This window comes from Kytococcus schroeteri (assembly GCF_002847825.1).
Taxonomy (GTDB): Bacteria; Actinomycetota; Actinomycetes; order Actinomycetales; family Dermatophilaceae; genus Kytococcus; species Kytococcus schroeteri.
Genome location: NZ_PKIZ01000002.1, coordinates 150,106 through 170,276 on the forward strand (window position 1 = coordinate 150,106; position 20,171 = coordinate 170,276).

The window sequence follows — 20,171 nt, forward strand, 5'->3', positions numbered from 1 at the left end:
GCGCGAGACACGTGAGGAGAGCCCATGAGCACCCACCGCAAGTCCGCGGCCGTCGCAGCCGCCGTCTGCGCCGCCGCACTCACCCTGTCCGGGTGTGCGGAGTCCCAGCGCGACAAGGGGGGTGAGGGCTCCGGCGGGGGTGAACAGGCCGCCGGCGGCACGCTGACCTTCGGCGCGGCCGGCGAGCCCAAGCTCTTCGACCCCTTCTACGCCACCGACGGCGAGACCTTCCGCATCACCCGCCAGGTCTTCGAGGGGCTGCTGGAGATCGAGCCCGGCACCGCCAAGGTGGGCCCGGGGCTGGCCACCAAGTGGGAGTCCAACGACGACGGCACCCAGTGGACCTTCACCCTCAAGGAGGGGGTGACGTTCCACGACGGCACCCCCTTCAACGCCGAGGCCGTGTGCAAGAACTTCGAGCGCATGTACAACCAGACCGGTGCCGGCCAGAGCCCGTCGGTCTCCGCCTACTGGCAGGACACCATGGGCGGCTTCGCCGACGGCAAGGTCGACTCCCTCTACAAGGGCTGCAAGGCCCCCGAGGACAACAAGGCCGTGGTGACCATCACCGAGCCCACGTCCAAGTTCCCCACCATGCTGACGCTCTCCTCGCTGGCCATGCAGTCCCCCACGGCCATGGACAAGTACAAGGCCAACGACGTGAAGGCCCAGGGCGAGGGCTTCACCTACCCGGAGTACGCCACCAAGCACCCGACCGGCACCGGCCCGTTCACCTTCGCCGGCTACGACCGCGCCAACAAGACCATCAAGCTGAAGCGCAACGAGGACTACCACGGTGACAAGGCCAAGCTCGACGAGCTGATCTTCAAGGTCATCCCCGACGAGTCCACCCGCAAGCAGGAGCTCAAGGCCGGGTCCATCGATGGCTACGACCTGCCCAACCCCATCGACTGGAAGTCGCTGGAGGACGAGGGCAACCAGGTCATGAAGCGCGACCCCTTCAACATCCTCTACCTGGGCCTCAACGCCAAGGAGAACCCGAAGCTCAAGGACCCGAAGGTGCGCCGGGCCATCGCCATGGCCATCAACAAGGAGCAGCTGGTCAAGAGCCAGATGCCCGAGGGCGCCAGCGTGGCCACGCAGTTCATGCCCGACACCGTGAAGGGATACAACTCCGAGGTCGAGGCGATCCCGCACGACACCGAGGGCGCCAAGAAGCTGCTCAAGGAGGCCGGCGCCGAGGACCTGACCCTCGAGGTGTGGTGGCCGTCCGAGGTGTCCCGCCCCTACATGCCGGACCCCCAGAAGATCTTCGAGGCCATCCAGGGTGACCTCGAGGCGGCCGGCATCACCGTCAAGGCGAGCTCCAAGCCGTGGAACGGTGGCTACCTCGACGGCGTGGACACCGGCAAGGCGCAGGCCTACCTGCTGGGCTGGACCGGCGACTACGACTCCCCGGACAACTTCATCGGCACCTTCTTCGGCACCACCGACAACCGCTTCGCCACCGGCGAGTACCCGTGGGGCAAGAAGCTGGCCACCGACCTGAAGAAGGCCGACGCCATCGTGGACGACGCCGAGCGGGAGAAGCGCTACCAGGAGCTCAACGCCGAGCTGATGGACGAGCAGCACCTGCCCGCCGTGCCGCTCACCCACTCGCCGCCCGCCCTCGTGGTGAGCTCCAAGGTGCAGGGCCTCGTGGCCTCCCCGCTCACCGCCGAGCGCTTCGCCTCCGCCTCGCTCTCGGAGTGAGCCACCCGGGGGCCGTGCACCTCGGCCCCCGCCGACCGGCGCCCGGGGCGTCACCCTGACGCCCCGGGCGCACCCGTACCCCGGACCACCCCGACAGGAGTGCGCCTGTGATCCGCTTCATCGCGCGCCGTCTGCTCCAGATGGTGCTCGTCCTGGTCGTCCTGAGCGTCCTGCTCTTCTTCTGGCTGCGCTCGCTCCCCGGCGGCGCCGTGTCCGCCCTGCTGGGCGACCGCGGCACCCCGGAGGCCCGCAAGGCCCTCGAGGCACAGCTCGGCCTGGACCAACCCCTGCCCCTGCAGTACGTCGCCTTCCTCAAGCGCTGCCTCTCCGGCGACTTCGGCGTCTCCACCGGCCTCGTGCCCGGCACGCCCGTCACCGAGATCCTCGTGCAGCGCGCCCCGGCCACCATCGAGCTGACCGTCGTGGCCATCACCCTGGCCTGCCTGGCCGGCATCCCCCTGGGCTACCTCGCGGCCCGTCGCCGCGGTGGCCTGTTCGACAACCTCTCGGTGGTCAGCTCGCTGGTGGGTGTGGCCGTGCCGGTGTTCTTCCTGGCCTTCGTGCTCAAGTGGATCTTCGCCACCGAGCTCGGCTGGCTGCCGGTCTCCGGCCGCCAGGACCCGAGCCTGCACGCCACGCACATCACCAACTTCTTCGTGCTCGACGGGCTCATGACCCGCGAGTGGGACGCCGCCTGGGACGCCCTGCTGCACCTCGTGCTGCCCGGCCTGGCCCTGGCCTCCATCCCGTTCGCCGTGATCTTCCGCATCACGCGCGCCTCGGTGCTGGACGTCCTCGACGAGGACTACGTGCGCACCGCGCAGTCCAAGGGCCTGGCCTCCCGCGTGATCCGCGGCCGCCACGTGATGCGCAACGCGCTCATCCCCGTGGTGACGGTCATCGGCCTGCAGATCGGTGCGCTCCTGGCCGGTGCCGTGCTCACCGAGACGGTCTTCTCCATCGCCGGCATCGGCGAGGCGCTGGCCATCTCCTTCCGCCAGCGCGACTACCCGATGCTGCAGCTGCTCGTCATGGTGGCCGCCGCCGTGTACGTGCTCGTGAACCTGATCGTCGACATCCTCTACGCGGTCATCGACCCGCGCGTCCGGACGAGGTGACGCCATGACCCAGCCGAATCCCAGTGCCCTGGTCGACCAGTCCGTCCGCGAGGCGGGCACCGTCGACGACGCCAAGGGCGAGTCCCTGTGGATGGGTGCCTGGCGGCGCCTGCGCACCAACGTCGCCTTCCTCATCGGTCTGGCGATCGTGGTGGCCTTCCTGCTGCTCGCGCTCGTGGCCCCGTGGGTCGCCCCGCACGACCCCATCGCCGGGGTGATGCTCGACTCGGTGACCCCCTCCACCCCCATCCCCGAGGCCGCCCCCGGGCACCCGCTCGGCGGCGACAACAGCGGGCGCGACCTGCTGAGCCGCCTCATCGTGGGCAGCCAGCAGACGCTCATGGTGGGCGTGCTGGCCACCGCCGGCGGCCTGCTCGGCGGCCTCGTCCTGGGCACCCTGGCCGGTGCCTTCGGTGGCTGGGTGGACGCGCTGGTCATGCGTGTGGTGGACGTGATGCTCTCGATCCCGTCCATCCTCATGGCCTTCTCCGTGGCCGCCCTGTTCTCGCAGCCGACGCTCAAGACGGTGATCCTCGCCATCGCCATCGTGCAGGTGCCGATCTTCGCCCGCCTGCTGCGCGGCTCGATGCTGGCCCAGCGCGACAGCGACCACATCCTGGCCGCGCGGGCCGCGGGCGTGAAGTTCGGGCCCATCGTGTTCCGGCACATGATCCCCAACGCGCTCGGCCCGGTGATCGTGCAGACCACCCTGGTCATGGCCACGTCCATCATCGACGCCGCAGCGCTGAGCTTCCTGGGCGTCGGTGCCGCCGACACCCGCCGGCCCGAGTGGGGCCAGATGCTCGGTGAGGCCCAGGAATTCATCGACTCCTACCCGCACATGGCCGTCTACCCGGCCCTCTGCATCATCGTCGTGGCCCTCGGGTTCACGCTGATGGGCGAGGCGCTGCGTGAGGCCCTCGATCCGAAGAGCCGGAGGTGACGCGCATGGCGACCCCCGCCACCCGCCCGTCCGCCCACCCGTCCGACCGTCCGAGCCGCCCCGGCGAGCCGCTGCTCTCCGTGCGGGACCTCACCGTGGAGTTCCACCGTCGCGGACGTGAGCCGTTCACGGCCGTGGACGGCGTCTCGTTCGACGTGCACCCCGGCCAGACGGTGGGCCTGGTCGGCGAGTCCGGCTGCGGCAAGTCGGTGACCTCGCTGGCCGTCATGGGCCTGCTGCCCGAGCGCGGCACGAAGGTCTCCGGCCAGGTGCTCTTCGAGGGCACCGACCTGCTGCCGCTGGGCTACGACAGGATGCGCGACCGCCGCGGACGCGACCTGGCCATGATCTTCCAGGACCCGCTGAGCTCGCTGAACCCGGTGGTGCCGATCGGCCTGCAGGTCAGCGAGGTCATCGAGCGCCACAAGGGACTGAAGCGCAAGGAGGCGATGGCGCAGGCCAAGGTGATGCTCGACAAGGTGGGCATCCCCGACCCGGACCGGCGCCTCAAGGAGTACCCGCACCAGCTGTCCGGCGGCATGCGCCAGCGCGCGCTCATCGCCATGGCGCTGGCCTGCGAGCCGCGGCTCCTCATCGCCGACGAGCCCACCACCGCCCTGGACGTGACCATCCAGGCGCAGATCCTGCAGCTGCTCAAGGACCTCGTGCGCGACTCCGGCACGGCGCTCATCATGATCACGCACGACATGGGCGTGGTCGCCGGGCTGTGCGACGAGGTGAACGTGCTCTACGGCGGCCGCGTCGTGGAGCGCGGCGAGCGGCACCCGCTGTTCGCCCACCCCCGCCACCCGTACACCACCGGGCTGCTGGGCTCCATCCCCAGCCTCGAGGGGGATCGCGGCGCCGAGCTGACGCCGGTGCCCGGGTCCGTGGTGGACAACCTGCCGTGGACCAGCGCGTGCGCCTTCGCGCCACGCTGCAGCCAGCCGGTGGAGCTGTGCACCCGGCAGAGCCCCGAGCTCGTGGCCGACGACGCGGTCGCCGACGACCGCCGGCTGCGCTGCTTCAACCCCGTCCAGGAGGCGCGATGAGCACCAGCATCGACGAGTTCGACGGCACCGTGGCCGCCGGTGAGGACACCCGTGTCCCCGCCGGGGCCGGGAACGCGGGGCGCACCGGGCAGGACGACCTGCTGGTGGACGTGCGCGACCTCAAGGTGCACTTCCCCATCAAGCGCGGCATCGTGTTCGACCGCACCGTGGGCCACGTCAAGGCGGTGGACGGCATGAGCCTGACCATCCGCCGCGGTGAGACCTACGGGTTGGTCGGCGAGTCCGGCTGCGGCAAGTCCACCTTCGGGCGGGCGCTGCTGCAGCTGGAGCCGATCACCGACGGCTCCGTGCACTTCGCCGGACGCGACCTCACCGAGTACAAGGGCGAGGAGCTGCGCAGGCAGCGCCGCCACATGCAGATGGTGTTCCAGGACCCCTACGGCTCGCTGGACCCGCGGCAGACGGTGGAGTCCCTGCTCTGGGAGGGCATGAGCGCCCACGGCATGACCAAGGACAAGGCGGCGGCCCGCCAGAAGCTCAAGGACCTCCTCCGCGAGGTGGGGCTGCCGGCCAGCGCGCTGGGCAAGTACCCGCACGAGTTCTCCGGCGGACAGCGCCAGCGCATCGGCATCGCCCGGGCGCTCTCGCTGGACCCCGAGCTCATCGTGGCCGACGAGCCCGTCTCCGCCCTCGACGTCTCGGTGCAGGCGCAGGTCATCAACCTGCTGCGCACGGTGCAGCGCGAGCGCGGGCTGACCTACCTGGTGATCGCCCACGACCTCGCCGTGGTGCGGCACATCTCCGACACCGTGGGCGTCATGTACCTCGGCGGGCTGGTGGAGGAGGCCGACGCCGAGGAGCTCTACGCCGAGCCGCTGCACCCGTACACGCGGGCGCTGATGTCGGCCGTGCCGGTGCCGGACCCGGTGGTGGAGGACAGCCGCGAGCAGATCCTGCTCTCCGGCGACCTGCCCTCCCCCGCCGACCCGCCCTCGGGCTGCCGCTTCCGCACCCGGTGCCCGTTCGTGCAGGAGGACCGCTGCTCCACCGAGCGGCCCGCGCTGCGCACCGTGGACCTGCCGGGCGTCTCGGCCTCGCACACGGTGGCCTGCCACCACGTGGAGCGGATCGTCCACGGGGAGATCCAGCCGCGGCGGGTGGAGGCCGAGGTGGTGCAGCAGGCCGCCGACGCCGGGCTCACCGCCCGCGACACCGTGGCCTGACGCCGGCCGCCCACCGCACGGCCCAGAGGGCCGGGACCCCCGTCGCACAGGGGTCCCGGCCCTCTGGGCGTAGGGTCGGCGCATGACGAACCCCCGCATCCTGGTGGTGCAGCACGAGGACAACTGCCCGGTCGGCCTGCTCGGCGAGGTGTGGACCTCGCGCGGCATCGAGCTCGACGTCATCCGCGCCTGGGAGGGCTGGCCGCAGGACGCCTCGGTGCGCCTGGGGGCCGCCGACGGCCTGCTCGTGCTCGGTGGCGAGATGGGCGCCCACGACGACGACCGCTTCGCCTGGCTGACCCCCACCAAGCAGTTGCTGCTCACCGCCGAGGAGGCCGGCGTCCCGCAGCTGGGCACCTGCCTGGGCCACCAGCTCATGGCCGTTGCCCACGGCGGGCGCGTGGCCCCCAACCCGCACGGCCACGCCACCGGTCTGGCCACCGTGGAGCTCACCCCCGCCGGGGAGCAGGACCCCGCCACCGCCCCGTTCGGCGGCGAGCAGGTGGTGATGTGGAACAACGACGTGGTCACCGAGCTGCCGACAGCGGCCACGGTGCTGGCCACCTCCCCCGACGGGACGGTCGGTGCCGCCCGCTACGGCCGCCACGGCATCGGCTTCCAGGGGCACCCCGAGGCGGGTCCGGTGGTCTTCAACGCCTGGACCGTGGACAAGCCGAGCGCCGAGCAGGTGCGTGAGGACGGCATCGACGTGGCCGAGGCCGCGCGCCGCGTGGGCGAGGCGGGCGACCGGTTGCGTGCCACGTGGACGCCGCTGGCGCACTGGTTCGCCGACCAGGTGGAGGAGCGGGCGGCCAGCCGCGCCTGAGTCCCCGTCCCCGCCACGACGCGCCGCGGCCCCCTCCCAGCACCGGGAGGGGGCCGCGGCGTGCAGGGGTGCCGCTCAGTGCGTGAGGACGGCGACCGGGCAGTGGGCCTCGGCGAGCACGCCCTGGCTCACCGAGCCGAGCAGGGCGCCGGCCACGCCGCCGCGGCCGCGGGAACCGACGACCACGAGGTCGGCCTCGGCGGACGCCTCGGTGAGCGCGGTGACGGGGCGACCGTGCAGGGCCGTGACCTCCACCTGCACGTCGGCCAGCGCCGGCTCGTCGGCGCGGACCTGGTCCACCTGCGCCTGCACCGACTTCTCGAGGTCGGCCACGATGTCCTTCCACTCCTGGGAGTCCGGCTCGGTGACCACGTAGCCGTTGACCACGGCCATGTTCCAGGTGGTGACGGCGCGGACCCGCTGGCCCCAGTTGGAGGCCGCGTGCATCGCGAAGCGCAGGGCCTTGGTGGAGTCGCGCGAGCCGTCCACGCCCACCACGAGCAGGCCCTTCTCCGGGGGCACGCCCTCGGGCCCCACGACGATGACGGGGCAGCGCGCGTGCATCGCGACGGTGAGGCTGGTGGAGCCCAGCAGGAAGCGGGTGAGGCCGTGCTTGCGGGCGGTGCCCACCACGATGAGCTGGGCGTGCTCCTCGGCCTCCAAGAGGGCCTGGGAGCCGGTGTTCCACGGGGCGCTGAAGGTGAGCTCCGGGGCCCGGTCGAGCGAGGCGAGGATGTCCTCGACGTGCTGGCGCACCTCGGCCCCCTCGTCCACCTCGTCGCCGGCCTGGGTGAGCAGCGGGGCGTCCATGCCGAAGCCGACCGGCGCATAGGCGGTGGCCATGGTCTCCTGGGCGTGGACGGCGTGCAGCCCCACCCCGCGGCGCAGGGCGGAGCGGGCGGCCCACTCCACGACCGCGCGGTCGCGGTCGGTGCCGTCGACCCCCACGACGACGGCGTTCTGCGGGACGGTGCTGGCTCGGTGCTCGGTCATGGTGCCTCCCTGTTGTGTACCGCCAGCCTATGCCGCGGCAGCCCGCGGCCACGAGGGGGTCCGGTGGGTCACGCGGCGTGCATTCCCGCGGGCCGGCGAGACCCTTCTCACCCCATATGTGGTGACGCCCGATGTGACTCGATCATGACCCCTCGTTATGGTCGAGGGAGCCAGATCGCACGATGACCCCGCCCCCGACCCCTGGAGAGTGCATGTCCCTCGTCGTCCAGAAGTACGGCGGGTCCTCCGTGGCAGACGCCGAGAGCATCCGGCGCGTCGCCCGGCGGATCGCCGCCACCCGGGCCGCCGGACACGACGTCGCCGTCGTCGTCTCGGCCATGGGAGACACCACCGACGAACTGCTCGACCTCAGCCGCGAGATCACCGACTCCCCCAGCCAGCGCGAGCTCGACCAGCTGCTCACCTCCGGCGAGCAGATCTCCATCGCCCTGCTGGCCATGGCCCTGCACGAGATGGACGTGGCCGCCACGAGCTTCACCGGCCGGCAGGCCGGGCTGCGCACCACCGACGCCTTCGGCTCGGCCCGCATCACCGAGATCGACGCCAGCCGGCTGCGCACCAGCCTGGATGCCGGGCAGGTCGCCATCGTCGCCGGCTTCCAGGGCTGGACCGCCGACGAGCACACCACCACCCTGGGCCGCGGTGGCTCCGACACCACCGCCGTGGCCGTGGCCGCCGCGCTCGAGGCGGACGTGTGCGAGATCTACTCCGACGTGGACGGCATGTTCACCGCCGACCCGCGCATCGTGCCCACCGCGCACCGCATCGGGTGGATGGGCTACGCCGACGCCACCGAGCTGGCCGCCCACGGCGCCAAGATCCTGCACCTGCGCGCCGTCGAGTTCGCCCAGCGCCACGACGTGCCCCTGCACGTCCGCTCCAGCTTCACCGACCAACCCGGCACCTGGGTCAGCGCCTCCCGCGACCAGGTGCCCGCCGACCACCTCGACCCCCAGGAGGACCCCGTGGAGGAACCCCTCATCCAGGGCGTGGCCCACACGCACGACCAGGCCATGCTCACCGTCGTCAACGTGCCGGACAAGCCTGGCCGCGCCGCCTCGATCCTCGCCGCCATCTCCGAGGTGGTCTCCGTGATCGACGTGCTGGGCCAGACCCACACCGCCCGCGAGAACGGCCTGTGCGACTTCTCGTTCTCCCTGCCGGCCGACGACGCGCAGCGCGCCCGGGAAGCCCTGGAGGCCCAGCAGGACGCGCTGGAGTTCGCCCACGTGGCCGTGGACGAGAACGTGGGCAAGGTCTCGGTGAGCGGCCACGGCGTGCGCTCCCACGCCGAGGTGCCCGCGATGCTGCTCAAGGCCCTGGCCGACGCCGGCATCACGGTGAACATGTTCACCACCTCCGAGGCCCGCATCTCCGTGGTCGTGGCCGACGACCAGGTGGAGGACGCCGCCCGCGCGATCCACACCGCGTTCGGGCTCGACAGCGACCAGACGGCCGTGGTGCACGCCGGCACCGGTCGGTGAGGAGGACGACCCCATGGACTCGACCCAGAACGACACCGCCCCCACCATCGCCGTCGTCGGCGCCACCGGCCAGGTCGGCACCGTGATGCTGCGCCTGCTCACCGAGCGGAAGGTGCCCGTGGGCACCCTGCGCCTGTTCGCCTCGGCCCGCTCGGCCGGCAAGCAGGTGGAGTGGACCGACGGCACCGGCGCCACCCGCACCCTCACCGTGGAGGACGTGGCCGCCACCCCCACCGAGGAGCTGCGCGGCATCGACATCGCGCTGTTCTCCGCCGGCGGGGGCACCTCCCGCGAGCACTCCCCCCGCTTCGCCGAGGCCGGTGCCGTGGTCATCGACAACTCGTCGGCCTTCCGCGGCGACCCCGAGGTGCCGCTGGTGGTCAGCGAGGTGAACCCCGAGGCGGCGAAGGACCGCCCCAAGGGCATCGTCGCCAACCCCAACTGCACCACCATGGCCGCGATGCCGGTGCTCAAGGTGCTGCACGACGAGGCCGGGCTGGAGGCCCTGCAGGTGGCCACCTACCAAGCCGTGTCCGGCTCCGGGCTGGCCGGCGTGGACGAGCTCGCGGGCCAGGTGCGCGCCGCCACCGGCGCCGGGGAGGGCGCCCTCGAGCAGCTGGTGCACGACGGCTCCGCCCTGGACGGCACCCTGCCCGCGGCCTCGACCTACCCGCGCACCATCGCGTTCAACGCCCTGGCCATGGCCGGCGACCTCGTGGACGACGGGTCCGGCGAGACCTCCGAGGAGCAGAAGCTGCGCCACGAGTCGCGCAAGATCCTCGGCATCGAGGACCTGGCCGTGAGCGGCACCTGCGTGCGCGTCCCGGTGTTCACCGGCCACGCCCTGGCCGTGCACGCCCGCTTCTCCCGCGAGCTCACCCCCGAGCGCGCGCTGGAGCAGCTGGCCGAGGCGCCCGGCGTGACCGTGGCCGAGGTCCCCGCCCCGCTGGAGGCCGCGGGCCGCGACGACGTGCTGGTGGGCCGCGTGCGCACCGACCAGTCCGTCGAGGGTGGCCGGGGCCTGGTGCTCTTCGTGGCCGGTGACAACCTGCGCAAGGGCGCCGCCCTCAACGCCGTGCAGGTGGCCGAGGTGCTGCTGGAGCAGGGGGTGGGCGCGTGAGCGAGCTGATCCTGCGCCGCCCCACGATGGACGACGGCGCCGCCATGTGGCGCATCGCCCGCGACTCCGGCGTGCTGGACCTCAACACCTCCTACGCCTACCTGCTCATGGCCCACGACTTCGGCGCCACGAGCACCGTGGCCGAGGCCGACGGGCAGGTGGTGGGCTACGTGATGTCCTACCTGCGCCCCGCCGCACCGGACACGCTCTTCGTGTGGCAGGTGGGCGTGGACGCCTCGCAGCGCGGGCAGGGGGTGGCCGGGCGGATGCTGCAGGCCACCGTGGAGGCCACCGGCGCCACCGCCCTGGAGACCACCGTCACGGCCGACAACGACGCCTCCAACGCGCTGTTCGCCGGGTTCGCCCGCCGCCACGGCGCCACCGAGGAGGTGACGGAGTTCATCACCCCGGCCCACTTCCCGACCGACGACGTGCACGACGCCGAGCTGCTGCACCACATCGCGCCGCTGGACCCGGCGGCCGCTGCACCCGGGCGCACCCCCTGAGCGCCCGACCACCCGCTGGACGCCCGACCGACTTCCCAGGAGGGACGACATGACCCAGACGACCCCGAGCACGAACTCCCCGAGCACCACCACCCCGCACACCGCGGGGGACACCAGCATCTTCGAGGCGCGCGAGTCCTCCGTGCGCTCCTACTGCCGCCAGTGGCCGGTGGTCTTCACCACCGCCCGCGGCGCCGAGCAGCACACCGAGACCGGCGAGACCTACCTGGACTTCTTCGCCGGCGCCGGCGCCCTCAACTACGGACACAACGACCCGGCGCTCAAGGGCGCGCTCATGGAGCACCTCTCGCAGGACGTGGTGATCCACTCCATGGACATGCACACCCCGGCCAAGCGCCGCTTCCTGGAGGCCCTCACCCGCACCGTGCTGGAGCCCCGCGGCATGGACCACAAGGTGCTCTTCCCCGGCCCCACCGGCACCAACACCGTGGAGGCCGCTCTCAAGGCCGTGCGCAAGGCCACCGGCCGCACCGAGGTGGTGTCCTTCACCAACGGCTTCCACGGCATGACCCTGGGCTCGCTGTCGGTGACCGCCAACAAGATGAAGCGCGCCGGCGCCGGTGTGCCGCTCACCGACGTGACGCAGGTGGCCTACGACGGGCACGAGGGCGCCGCCTCGGCGGACCTGGCCGACCTCGAGGCGCTGGACGCCGCGTGGGCGCAGGCCGGGGACGACCTGCCCGCCGGCGCCATCGTGGAGCTCGTCCAGGGCGAGGGCGGCCTGAACGCCGCGTCCATGGAGTGGGTGCAGCAGCTGGCCGAGGTGTGCGCCAAGCACGACGTGAAGCTCATCGTGGACGACGTGCAGGCCGGCTGCGGCCGCACCGGCACGTTCTTCTCGTTCGAGCCGGCCGGAATCACCCCGGACGTGGTGTGCCTGTCCAAGTCCCTCTCCGGCCTGGGTCTGCCGCTGGCGGTGACCCTGGTGCGCCCGGAGCTGGACCAGTGGGAGCCCGGCGAGCACAACGGCACCTTCCGCGGGTTCACCCCCGCCTTCGTGACCGCCGCGGCGGCCCTGGAGACCTACTGGGCCGACGACGCGTTCGCCGCCGGGGTGCGCGCCACCGCCGAGCGCCTGCACGCCGGCCTGGCCGAGCTGGCCGGCAAGGCCTCCGGCGAGGCCGAGGTGCGCGGGCGCGGGCTGATGTGCGGCATCGCGTTCGCCGACACCGAGGCCGCGGAGAAGATCGCCGCCGCTGCGTTCGAGCGCGGGCTGATGGTGGAGACCTCCGGCCCCGCCAGCGAGGTGGTCAAGCTGCTGCCGCCGCTGAACGTCACCGAGGAGCAGGTGGACCGCGCACTGGCCGTGCTGGCCGAGTCCGTGGCCGCCGTGGGGGCCTGAGCGCCCCACCCCCTGACGCGGGCGCCGGGACACCTCCGGCGCCCGCCCCCATCGACCGACCTGACCCGACCCCCTGACCCGACCGACACGACGAAGGAGACGAGCATGAAGGTCATCCACCTCGAGGAGCTCAACGGCACCGAGAACGACGTCGAGCACGGCAACTGGCGCTCCCGCCGGTTCTTCCTGGCCGACGAGGGCGTGGGTTTCTCGTTCCACCAGACGATCCTCAAGGCCGGTACGAGCACCGACATGTGGTACGCCAACCACATCGAGGCCGTGTACGTCTACAAGGGCAAGGGCACGCTCACCAACCGGGAGACCGGCGAGGAGTTCGAGCTGCGCCCGGACACGATGTACCTGCTCAACGACCACGACAAGCACACCGTGACCGTGGAGGAGGACATCCACTGCGTGTGCACCTTCAACCCGCCGGTGACCGGCCGTGAGGTGCACGACGAGCACGGCGTGTACCCGCTGCTGGACGCCGAGGGCAACCGCCTGGACACCCCGCAGGGCTGACTGGACGGACCCCGGGGCACGTCCCCGAGCCCGACCGATCGGGCACCGCGGCAGGTGCCGTGGTGCCCGATCGGTCGTTCCCGCCGAGAGGAAGAACACCACAGACCACCCGACCGCGTGATGCGAGGAGGCACACCGTGACGACCACCCCGAACCACACGACCCGCACCGCCGCCGACAGCCGCACCGACCACTACCCCACCCGCCTGGCCGACCGCCCCGCCGTGCTGGAGCGCCGCGACCCGGTCGTCGCCGGCGGACCCCAGGACGGCCCCTTCGAGGGGGACGAGCTGGAGCAGGTCGAGCAGCGGGGCTACACCCAGGTGCCGGACCTGTTCACGCCTGCGGAGATCGAGCGGATGCGCACCGAGCTGGACGAGCTCTCCCGCAACCCGGAGGTGCTGGCCGACGAGCGCACCATTACCGAGGCGGCCTCGGGGAAGCTGCGCTCGGTCTTCGAGGTGCACCGCACCAACGAGCTGTTCCGCTCCGTGGCGCACGACCCGCGGCTGGTGCGCCGCGCACAGCAGGTGCTGGGCGGGCCGGTGACCATCCACCAGAGCCGGGTGAACTTCAAGCCCGGTTTCGGCGGGGCGCCGTTCTCCTGGCACTCGGACTTCGAGACCTGGCACGCGGAGGACGGCATGCCCTCGCCGCGCGCGATCAGCGTCTCCATCGCCCTGACGGACAACCACCCGTACAACGGGCCGCTGATGATCATGCCGGGTTCGCACCGTCGTTACGTCTCCTGCGTCGGGGAGACGCCGCGGGACAACTACAAGTCCTCGCTGGTGGCCCAGGGCGCCGGTACGCCGGACCCGGACGTGCTGACGCGCATGTACGACGAGTTCGGCATCGACGTGCTCACCGGCCGGGCCGGGAGCGCGACCTGGTTCGACTCGAACTGCATGCACGCGTCCAACGGCAACGTCACCCCGGCGCCGCGGTCGAACGTGTTCATCGTGTTCACGGCGGCGGACAACGCCTGCGGTGAGCCCTACGCCGCCCCGGCCCCGCGGCCGGAGTTCCTCGGAGCCCGCGAGCACCGTGAGGTGCTGCAGGCGGACTGAGCCGGCTGACCGGGCTGGTGGCCGGGTGAGGGCGCCGCGGCCCGGTGGGCGGGCTGGCCCGGCCACATGGCCCGGCATCGTGCTGGCCAGCCTAGCCAGCGCCCGCCCTCATGACGCGTGGGTGGGGTGACCGTGACAGATCGCCCCACCCACGCGTCGTGCGCGTCCGGCAGGCGCTCTGTCAGGCGCGGCGCGAGGCAGCCAGCGCCGTGAGCTCCTCCAGCTCGCCGAGGGTGGTGCGCAGCGTGGTCACCAGCTCCTCCGGGGCGGTGAAGGTGCCGTCCGGCGAGAAGGCCGTGAACACGTTGACGCCGGCCTGGTTGCGGGCCTGCAGCATCGAGGCGTTGGCCACCACCGCGCGCCAGTGCTCCACCGCGCGCACGCCGTTGGCGGCGCCGTAGCCGACGAAACCGATGGCCTTGTGGCGCCACTCCACGAACAGCACGTCGAAGGCGTTCTTGAACGCTGCCGGGATGGAGTGGTTGTACTCGGCGGTCACGAACAGGTAGCCGTCGAAGGGGGCGATGGTACGGGCCCAGGCCGCGGTGGCGGGGTTCTCGTACTGGCCGTTGGCCGCACCGGGGACGGTGGGCTCGGAGAGCAGCGGGAGGTCGAACCCGGCCAGGTCGACGAGCTCGTACTCCACGCCCTCGGCGGCCTCGCCGGCCTGCACGCGGGCGGTGGCCTGCTCGGCGACCCAGCGACCGACGGCCTCGCCCTTGCGGCCGGGGCGGGTGGATCCGATGACGACGGCGATGCGCATGACTCTCCAGGAGTGGGGGGCGGGGTCGGCCCCGGCGGACGCACCGGACCGGTGACCTGTCCCCCATCATGCCGGGACCCCGCCCCGAGTTCCGCACCGGTGCGCATCTGGGCCTGCCACCCCGCCTCGAGAACCGCACCGGTGCGCATCTGGGCCTGCCGCCGCTCCGACTTCAGCACCGGTGCCGAACTCGACTGTCGAGAACCGCACCGGTGCCGATGTGGGGCCACCGCCCCATCGAGAACCGCACCGGTGCGGAACTGGCTGATCGGGGACGACCGTGGGCACCGCATCGGGCGGCCAACTAGGCTGGGGCACCAGTACGCCACCCGTACCGCCCCACTCGCACGCACCGCGCCCCGTGGTGCCGCGCGCCCACGGAGCGGGGCGGGACCACCCGAGACGAGGGAGAACACGACAGATGGCCACCATCAGCTGGACCCGGACGGACGAGGCGCCGCTCCTGGCGACCTACTCGCTCAAGCCGATCGTCGAGGCCTTCGCCGGGGCCGCCGGCATCGACGTGGAGACCCGCGACATCTCGCTGGCCGCCCGCATCCTGGCCCAGTTCCCCGAGGAGCTCGCCGAGGACCAGCGCGTGGAGGACGCCCTGGCCAACCTGGGTGAGCTGGCCACCACGCCGCGCGCCAACATCATCAAGCTGCCCAACATCTCGGCCTCCGTGCCCCAGCTCAAGGAGGCCGTGGCCGAGCTGCAGGCGCAGGGCTACGCCGTGCCGGACTACCCGGAGGACCCGCAGACCGACGCCGAGAAGGCAGTGCGCGCCAAGTACGACGCCGTCAAGGGCTCCGCGGTGAACCCGGTGCTGCGCGAGGGCAACTCCGACCGCCGTGCCCCCCAGGCCGTCAAGAACTTCGCCCGCAAGCACCCGCACTCCATGGGCGCCTGGGGCGAGGACTCCCGCACCCGCGTGGCCACCATGGGCGAGGACGACTTCTTCAGCCACGAGAAGTCCGTGACCATCGACGGCGACGACACCCTCACCATCCAACTGGTGGGCGCCGACGGCCAGACCACCGTGCTCAAGGACGGCATCACGGTGCTGGACGGCGAGGTCGTGGACGCGACCTGCATGGACGTGGCCGCACTGGACCGCTTCCTGGCCGAGCAGGTGCAGCTGGCCAAGGAGGAGGGCCTGCTGTTCTCCGTGCACCTCAAGGCCACGATGATGAAGGTCTCCGACCCGATCATCTTCGGCCACGTGGTGCGCGCCTTCCTGCCGGAGGTCTTCGCCCAGCACGGGGAGACCCTCAAGGCCGCGGGCCTCTCCCCCAACGACGGCCTGGCCGCCATCCTCTCCGGCCTGGACCAGCTGCCGGCCGAGCAGGCCGACGAGATCCGCGCCGCCATCGAGAAGGGTCTGGCCGACGGCCCGGACCTGGCGATGGTGGACTCCCGCAAGGGCATCACCAACCTGCACGTGCCCAGCGACGTCATCGTGGACGCCTCCATGCCGGCCATGATCCGCACCAGCGGACAGATGTGGAACAAGGACGACGAGCAGCAGGACACGCTGGCCGTCATCCCGGACTCCTCCTACGCCGGCGTGTACCAGACCGTCATCGAGGACTGCCAGGAGCACGGCGCATTCGACCCCACCACCATGGGCTCGGTGCCGAACGTGGGCCTCATGGCCAAGAAGGCCGAGGAGTACGGCTCCCACGACAAGACCTTCGAGATCCCGGCCGCCGGCACCGTGCAGGTGGTGGACTCCTCGGGCACCGTGCTCATGGAGCACGCCGTGCAGCCGGGTGACATCTGGCGCGCCTGCCAGACCAAGGACGAGCCGATCCGCGACTGGGTGAAGCTGGCCGTGACCCGCGCCCGCGCCTCGCAGACCCCGGCCGTGTTCTGGCTGGACGCCGAGCGCGCCCACGACGCGCAGCTCATCGCCAAGGTGGAGAAGTACCTCAAGGAGCACGACACCGAGGGCCTGGACATCCGCATCATGGCGCCGGAGGAGGCCACCCAGTTCTCGCTGGACCGCATCCGCGCCGGCGAGGACACCATCAGCGTCACCGGCAACGTGCTGCGTGACTACAACACCGACCTCTTCCCCATCCTGGAGCTGGGCACCAGCGCCAAGATGCTGTCGGTGGTGCCGCTGATGAACGGCGGTGGCCTGTTCGAGACCGGTGCCGGCGGCTCGGCCCCCAAGCACGTGGACCAGCTGACCGAGGAGAACCACCTGCGCTGGGACTCCCTGGGTGAGTTCCTGGCCCTGGCCGAGAGCCTGCGCCACGTGGCCGAGCACGAGGGCAACCCGAAGGCCGCCGTGCTGGCCGACGCCCTGGGCCGCGCCACCGAGACGCTGCTCGACGAGGGCCGTTCGCCGAGCCGCAAGGTGGGCGAGATCGACAACCGTGGCAGCCACTTCTACCTGGCCCTGTACTGGGCCCGGGAGCTGGCCGCCCAGAGCGAGGACGCCGACCTGGCCGCCACCTTCGCCCCGGTGGCCGAGAAGCTCGACGCGGCCGAGGAGGCCATCGCCGGCGAGCTGCTGGCCGCACAGGGTTCCCCGGCGGACCTGGGTGGCTACTACCACCCGGACGAGGCCAAGACCTCCGCGGTGATGCGTCCCTCGAAGACCTTCAACGAGGTCATCGACGGCATGAGCGCCTGAGCACCCGCCGCTGCAGGACGGGCCGCACCCCACCCGGGTGCGGCCCGTCCGCGTGCGCGGGGCGTCAGGCCTGCTTGTCCGCGGCCAGGGCGGCGCGCTCCGCGGGGTCGACCTTGACCATGACGGCGTGGGGTGCCGGGTCCCCGACGCCGCCGCCGGGCGCGCGGTGGTGGCCGCCGTAGACGCAGAAGCCGGTGCGGGTGCTGAACCACGGCCGGCCGTGGGCGATCTTCTCGGTGGCCTCGGGAAGGGCCAGGCACAGGGAACGCACGCGCTCCAGCAAGGGGTCGTCCTCGTCGAACACCACCGGGTGGCTCACGGCATCGATGCTGTCACGGCCCGCCCCGCGCGGGAAGAGGCGCGGGGGCACGGAAAAGGTGCTGCCCACACAGGACGAATCCCGTGCGGGCAGCACCTTTTCCGTGCGGGCGGCACCTCTCGCGTGCGGCGTCCGCGCTCCGGGTCAGACCGCCGCGCCCGCCTGCCTCAGAGGGCGCGGTCGGCCAGCGGGGCCCCCGGCTTGCGCTGGGCCAGGGAGGCCAGGGCCAGGGCCGCGCCGAGGATCAGCAGGCCGAGCACCACGTGCACCCACTTGGCGCCCATCTCGGCCAGGCCGATCTGCAGCAGGGCCATGACGGCCAGGCCCACGGCGTGCATGAACAGACCGGTGTTGCCGCTCTCCTTCTTCCACAGGAAGGCGAAGACGGCGGCCGCGACGGCGCAGCCGAAGGTGGCGTAGCCGATCCAGCCGTGCACGTCGTACATGTCGACCTCGGTGAACAGCAGCAGCAGGCCGAGCGCGGCCTGGCCGACGGTCAGCACGGCCGTGGCCAGCGCCATCGTGCGCAGCGTGCCGAGGTGCTTGGGGGAAGGGGTGGTGGTGGTCATGCCCCCAGTGTCCCATCGCCCGCACCGGCCAGGGCCGCACCCGGGGCGGCGCCGGCGGGCGGCGCGGAGCCGATGCTCACCGGCACCGGGCCCCCGGCCCCCATCTGGTCGCCGAATTCCTCGTTGATGTCGCGGCTGATGCGCATGGAGCAGAACTTGGGCCCGCACATCGAGCAGAACTGGGCGTTCTTGGCCGGCTCGGCCGGCAGCGTCTCGTCGTGGAAGGCCTGGGCGGTCACCGGGTCCAGCGCCAGGGCGAACTGGTCGTGCCAGCGGAACTCGAAGCGCGCCTTGCTCATCGTGTCGTCCCACTCGCGGGCGTGCGGGTGCCCCTTGGCCACGTCGGCGGCATGCGCGGCGATCTTGTAGGTGATCACGCCGGTCTTCACGTCGTCGCGGTTCGGCAGGCCCAGGTGCTCCTTGGGGGTGACGTAGCACAGCATCGCCGTGCCGTGCTGGGCGATGGGGGCCGCCCCGATGGCACTGGTGATGTGGTCGTACCCCGGCGCGATGTCGGTGCTCAGCGGGCCGAGCGTGTAGAAGGGCGCCCCGTGGCACCACTCCTGCTCCAGGTCCACGTTCTCCTTCACCAGGTGCAGCGGCACGTGGCCGGGGCCCTCCACCATCACCTGCACGTCGTGCTCCCACGCGCGCTGCGTGAGCTCGCCCAGGGTGCGCAGCTCGGCCAGCTGGGCGGCGTCGTTGGCGTCGGCCAGCGAACCGGGGCGCAGGCCGTCACCCAGGGAGAAGGCCACGTCGTGGGCGGCGAAGATCTCGCACAGCTCGTCGAAGTGCTCGTAGAGGAAGGACTCCTGCCGGTGGGCCATGCACCAGCCGGCCATGATCGACCCGCCCCGGCTCACGATGCCGGTGACGCGCCCGGCGGTCAGGGGCACGAACTCGCGCTTCACGCCGGCGTGGATGGTCATGTAGTCCACGCCCTGCTCGGCCTGCTCGACGACGGTGTCGCGGAAGACCTCCCAGGTGAGGTCCTCCGCCACGCCGGCCACCTTCTCCAGGGCCTGGTAGATGGGCACGGTGCCGATGGGCACCGGCGAGTTGCGCAGGATCCACTCGCGGGTGGTGTGGATGTCGTCTCCAGTGGAGAGGTCCATCACGGTGTCGGCACCCCACCGGGTGGCCCAGGACATCTTCTCCACCTCCTCGGCGATGGAGGAGGTGACCGCCGAGTTGCCGATGTTGGCGTTCACCTTGGTGAGGAAGGCGCGACCGATGATCATCGGCTCGCTCTCGGGGTGGTTCACGTTGGCCGGGATGATGGCGCGCCCGGCGGCCACCTCCGAGCGCACGAGCTCCACATCGCAGCCCTCGCGCAGGGCCACGAAGCGCATCTCCGGGGTCACCTCGCCCCGGCGGGCGTAGTGCATCTGGGTGACCGTGCGGCCGGGCACGGCACGGCGGGGCTGCTGGGTGCGGCCACGCCAGGCCTGCGAGGCCTCACCCCGTCGCTCGGCGGAGCGGCCGTCGTCGGCCAGGTTCCGGCCTCGCGGGGTGGGGTTCACCTCGGTGTCGCCGCGGGCCTCGATCCACTGCTGGCGGGCGGGCTCCAGGCCCACCTCGGGGTCGGAGCCGGGCCCCATGGTGCGGTAGACCACGAAGTCCTCGTTGGGGGTGCCGTCGGGCGAGTCCGCCAGGCTGATGGCGGTCATCGGCACGGTCACCTCCCCGTCGGTGCGCGTGACCAGCCGGTGCTGGGGGTGGTTCTCGCCCGTCATCGTGGGGTTCTGCTCGTGGGCACAGGTGCACGACATCGTCGTCCTCGCTTCCTCCGCCGGTGCTAACCGGTCAGGTTCGGACGGTCCGGACGGCGTCAGTCCGTTCTCAGCCCGTGCCCGAGCTCCCGTGGGGTACGTCACACACCCTACCCACCGGGGAACGCCGGACAACTCGGGGTCAGCGCGCGTCGAGCTCGCCCACCGGCCCGGCCGGCGCGGTCACCG

At 72.0% G+C, this 20,171-nt stretch carries 18 protein-coding genes; 13 read left to right on the forward strand and 5 right to left on the reverse strand.

Annotation, left to right across the window (positions count from 1 at the left end; genetic code table 11):
• Positions 1 to 24 precede the first annotated feature (24 nt).
• The 6 genes from CYJ76_RS01860 to CYJ76_RS01885 all read left to right on the forward strand — a co-directional run bounded on the left by CYJ76_RS01860 (position 25) and on the right by CYJ76_RS01885 (position 6,836).
• Positions 25 to 1,713 (forward strand): ABC transporter substrate-binding protein, encoded by a 1,689-nt coding sequence (locus CYJ76_RS01860; RefSeq protein ID WP_101849084.1) that lies wholly within the window; start codon positions 25 to 27, stop codon positions 1,711 to 1,713.
• 107 nt (positions 1,714 to 1,820) lie between these two features.
• Positions 1,821 to 2,831 carry an ABC transporter permease gene (locus tag CYJ76_RS01865; protein WP_070705557.1) on the forward strand — a complete coding sequence of 337 codons (1,011 nt, stop codon included), beginning with the start codon at positions 1,821 to 1,823 and terminating at the stop codon, positions 2,829 to 2,831.
• Positions 2,832 to 2,835: 4 nt separating this feature from the next.
• Positions 2,836 to 3,774 (forward strand): ABC transporter permease, encoded by a 939-nt coding sequence (locus CYJ76_RS01870; RefSeq protein WP_070705558.1) that lies wholly within the window; start codon positions 2,836 to 2,838, stop codon positions 3,772 to 3,774.
• Between the two features lie 5 nt (positions 3,775 to 3,779).
• On the forward strand, positions 3,780 to 4,826 hold the full coding sequence (locus CYJ76_RS01875) for an ABC transporter ATP-binding protein (protein ID WP_070705559.1): 1,047 nt from the start codon (positions 3,780 to 3,782) through the stop codon (positions 4,824 to 4,826).
• Positions 4,823 to 6,010, forward strand: coding sequence for an ABC transporter ATP-binding protein (locus tag CYJ76_RS01880; RefSeq protein ID WP_083323638.1), 1,188 nt, complete (start codon positions 4,823 to 4,825; stop codon positions 6,008 to 6,010). The genes CYJ76_RS01875 and CYJ76_RS01880 overlap by 4 nt, the downstream gene beginning before the upstream one ends.
• A gap of 82 nt (positions 6,011 to 6,092) precedes the next feature.
• Positions 6,093 to 6,836 (forward strand): type 1 glutamine amidotransferase, encoded by a 744-nt coding sequence (locus CYJ76_RS01885; protein WP_070705560.1) that lies wholly within the window; start codon positions 6,093 to 6,095, stop codon positions 6,834 to 6,836.
• A 75-nt stretch (positions 6,837 to 6,911) separates the two neighbouring features.
• On the opposite strand, the gene CYJ76_RS01890 is transcribed toward CYJ76_RS01885, so the two are convergent.
• Positions 6,912 to 7,829 (reverse strand): universal stress protein, encoded by a 918-nt coding sequence (locus CYJ76_RS01890; protein ID WP_070703221.1) that lies wholly within the window; start codon positions 7,827 to 7,829, stop codon positions 6,912 to 6,914.
• A gap of 212 nt (positions 7,830 to 8,041) precedes the next feature.
• On the opposite strand from CYJ76_RS01890, the gene CYJ76_RS01895 reads away from it, so the two are divergent.
• From CYJ76_RS01895 to thpD, 6 genes are all read left to right on the forward strand, one after another.
• Positions 8,042 to 9,334 (forward strand): aspartate kinase, encoded by a 1,293-nt coding sequence (locus CYJ76_RS01895; RefSeq protein WP_070703220.1) that lies wholly within the window; start codon positions 8,042 to 8,044, stop codon positions 9,332 to 9,334.
• A gap of 13 nt (positions 9,335 to 9,347) precedes the next feature.
• Positions 9,348 to 10,454: an aspartate-semialdehyde dehydrogenase gene (locus CYJ76_RS01900; protein ID WP_101849085.1), complete on the forward strand. Its 1,107-nt coding sequence runs from the start codon at positions 9,348 to 9,350 to the stop codon at positions 10,452 to 10,454.
• Entirely contained in the window at positions 10,451 to 10,960 is a 510-nt protein-coding gene (ectA, locus tag CYJ76_RS01905) for a diaminobutyrate acetyltransferase (RefSeq protein WP_238138114.1), read from the forward strand. Before CYJ76_RS01900 ends, ectA begins: the two co-directional genes overlap by 4 nt.
• 49 nt (positions 10,961 to 11,009) lie before the next feature.
• On the forward strand, positions 11,010 to 12,323 hold the full coding sequence (ectB, locus tag CYJ76_RS01910) for a diaminobutyrate--2-oxoglutarate transaminase (protein WP_070703218.1): 1,314 nt from the start codon (positions 11,010 to 11,012) through the stop codon (positions 12,321 to 12,323).
• Between the two features lie 105 nt (positions 12,324 to 12,428).
• The gene (locus CYJ76_RS01915) at positions 12,429 to 12,845 is read left to right on the forward strand and encodes an ectoine synthase (RefSeq protein WP_101849086.1); all 417 of its coding nucleotides are present in this window, start codon (positions 12,429 to 12,431) and stop codon (positions 12,843 to 12,845) included.
• A 137-nt stretch (positions 12,846 to 12,982) separates the two neighbouring features.
• The gene (thpD, locus tag CYJ76_RS01920) at positions 12,983 to 13,915 is read left to right on the forward strand and encodes an ectoine hydroxylase (RefSeq protein WP_101849087.1); all 933 of its coding nucleotides are present in this window, start codon (positions 12,983 to 12,985) and stop codon (positions 13,913 to 13,915) included.
• 181 nt (positions 13,916 to 14,096) lie between these two features.
• Here the strand turns inward: thpD and CYJ76_RS01925 are convergent, their stop codons facing one another.
• Complete coding sequence (locus tag CYJ76_RS01925) at positions 14,097 to 14,678, reverse strand: NADPH-dependent FMN reductase (protein WP_070703215.1); 582 nt, start codon at positions 14,676 to 14,678, stop codon at positions 14,097 to 14,099.
• A 421-nt stretch (positions 14,679 to 15,099) separates the two neighbouring features.
• Between CYJ76_RS01925 and CYJ76_RS01930 the strand changes: the two genes are divergently transcribed.
• A complete protein-coding gene (locus CYJ76_RS01930) occupies positions 15,100 to 17,322 on the forward strand; it encodes an NADP-dependent isocitrate dehydrogenase (protein WP_070703214.1) in 2,223 nt (740 codons plus the stop codon).
• A 64-nt stretch (positions 17,323 to 17,386) separates the two neighbouring features.
• Here the strand turns inward: CYJ76_RS01930 and CYJ76_RS01935 are convergent, their stop codons facing one another.
• The 3 genes from CYJ76_RS01935 to thiC form a co-directional block, all read right to left on the reverse strand.
• The gene (locus CYJ76_RS01935; protein ID WP_141494428.1) at positions 17,387 to 17,641 is read right to left on the reverse strand and encodes an MmcQ/YjbR family DNA-binding protein; all 255 of its coding nucleotides are present in this window, start codon (positions 17,639 to 17,641) and stop codon (positions 17,387 to 17,389) included.
• A 167-nt stretch (positions 17,642 to 17,808) separates the two neighbouring features.
• Positions 17,809 to 18,210 carry a hypothetical protein gene (locus CYJ76_RS01940; RefSeq protein WP_070704633.1) on the reverse strand — a complete coding sequence of 134 codons (402 nt, stop codon included), beginning with the start codon at positions 18,208 to 18,210 and terminating at the stop codon, positions 17,809 to 17,811.
• Positions 18,207 to 19,946: a phosphomethylpyrimidine synthase ThiC gene (gene thiC / locus CYJ76_RS01945; protein ID WP_101849111.1), complete on the reverse strand. Its 1,740-nt coding sequence runs from the start codon at positions 19,944 to 19,946 to the stop codon at positions 18,207 to 18,209. Before thiC ends, CYJ76_RS01940 begins: the two co-directional genes overlap by 4 nt.
• Between the last annotated feature and the right edge of the window lie 225 nt (positions 19,947 to 20,171).